Raw genomic sequence first — 2,026 nt, forward strand, 5'->3', positions numbered from 1 at the left:
CATGACCGAGATATTAACGCCAGTAAAAATATTTTGGCCGCAGGGCTTGCGGTGTCAGTCTGTAGAGCGACCATAAGACCAGAACAGAGTAAATCTGTTAAGGCAGGTGCGGAACCCCGCAAGGGAAAGAAGCAGAAACCTAAATCGTGAGGTTTGGGAATCGCCGTCCGTTTTACGGCGGCGAGGATGTCAAGGATTGCCACATATCAAAGTAATTTATGTGAATGACGGCCCAGGCCTCTTACTTGGTTCTATGTGGAATGATTACGCTTACATCGAAGATCAATGGCCAGACCGCGTAAAGGTTGTCACGCTGCGCATGGTTCCAGATCGCATCACATCTGAATGGTTGAGGTCTTAAGTATGGCGGTTCCAATTCCAGGCATGGGAAATCGTACAAAAGGGGAAAGGGTGTCGCCTCTGGACACTAATGGTTTTCGCCTAGAGTACCCCGGAAAAAAGGCACAAGAAGATATTCTTGCGCTTCCCGCAGGACACTACTCGCCAAATTCGGCATATTCAGGCGGCGATAATAGGCTTTACCACGCGGACAACTTGGCTGTACTTGCGGCTTTAGCGAAGGATGAAGCCGTAAGCGGAAAAGTGAAACTTGTTTACATCGATCCTCCATTTGCAACTGCATCATCCTTTGAGTCAAGAAAACAAAACCATGCTTATGACGATCATCTTGTTGGACCTGATTTTGTTGAAACGTTACGCGAACGCCTAATTTTAATTCACCGTTTGTTGGCCGATGATGGTTCTCTATACCTTCACCTTGATGAAAGAATGATTTTTCATTTTCGCGTCGTCTTAGATGAAATTTTCGGAGAGAAAAATTTCCGAAATTGCATAACGCGCAAGAAGTGCAATCCTAAGAACTACACGAGAAAGACATACGGAAATGTAGCCGACTACATTCTTTTCTACACAAAGAGCGATAACTATGTATGGAACCGACCAATTGAACCATGGGATGAAGTTAAATCAGTAAAGGAGTATCCATGCCTTGATCCCGATGGGCGCAGATACAAAAAAGTACCCGTCCATGCTCCCGGTGTCCGTAACGGGGAAACAGGTGGGGAGTGGAAAGGCAAGCTGCCGCCACCCGGAAAGCATTGGCAATATAAACCGTCAACCCTAGATGAGATGGATGCCCGTGGAGAGATTTATTGGTCGCCAACGGGAAATCCGCGCCGAAAAATCTATCTTGAAAATAGCGCTGGAATTCCAGTGCAAGACATTTGGATGGACTTTCGTGACGCGCATAATCAAAACATTCATATAACCGGCTATCCAACGGAAAAGAATCCTGCACTTCTTTCTAGAATTATTGAAGCATCATCAAATCCCGGTGATCTTGTCCTAGATTGCTATGCAGGGTCTGGAACCACATTAGTGGTGGCATCAGAGCTTGGGCGAAAATGGATTGGTGTTGATCGTAGCCAGGAGGCTATTACAACAATATTGCATAGGATGGCTAATGGCTCGGATCGTATGGGTGATTTTGTCAATGAGAAATCCAAAACAGCTTCATTGCCATTATTCAGTATTGCCGACTTCACACTGTTTGAAGAGGCTGCGGAAGAAAACATTCAGCCTAAAGATGCTGACATTACATCGCCAAACGGGGTTCTAACAATTCGTTCCAGCGGACGCGCTAAAGCGCGCCGCTGAACTTATCCGTTATGCTGAACCAATAAGCTGTAGTGCGATGCCGAAGGCACTGCGTAGCAGTACGCAATCTTGTAGGGTGCGTTCCCTAAGGTGGCTCCTACTGCTCCACTAATAGATTTTTGGGGAACGCACCATGCACATTGATTGAAACTGTGGGTTAAAGTGCGATGCCGAAGGCACTGGGTAGCACCCCTAGATGTCGTTAGGCCTTCAATCTACTTAGGGCTTGCTGAATAATGGTAAAACCCTTTTAAAATAAGGCTTTTGACCTGTTAAAGTCCGATGTTCATGCTGCGAAAATAGGATTGGGACTTTCAAAAACCTTGCATTATCCTTCTTGTGGTACATC

Annotated in this window: 1 protein-coding gene and 1 pseudogene; both read left to right on the forward strand. The window is 46.0% G+C overall.

Annotated elements, in window-relative coordinates; all coding sequences use genetic code 11:
• Positions 1–150, forward strand: a pseudogene (locus PX481_RS13185) (RNA-guided endonuclease TnpB family protein); the annotation flags it as partial.
• 213 nt (positions 151–363) lie between these two features.
• Positions 364–1,677, forward strand: coding sequence for a site-specific DNA-methyltransferase (locus PX481_RS13190; RefSeq protein WP_223213028.1), 1,314 nt, complete (start codon positions 364–366; stop codon positions 1,675–1,677).
• Positions 1,678–2,026: the final 349 nt, after the last annotated feature.

The organism is Microcystis sp. M53603_WE2, from assembly GCF_030065435.1.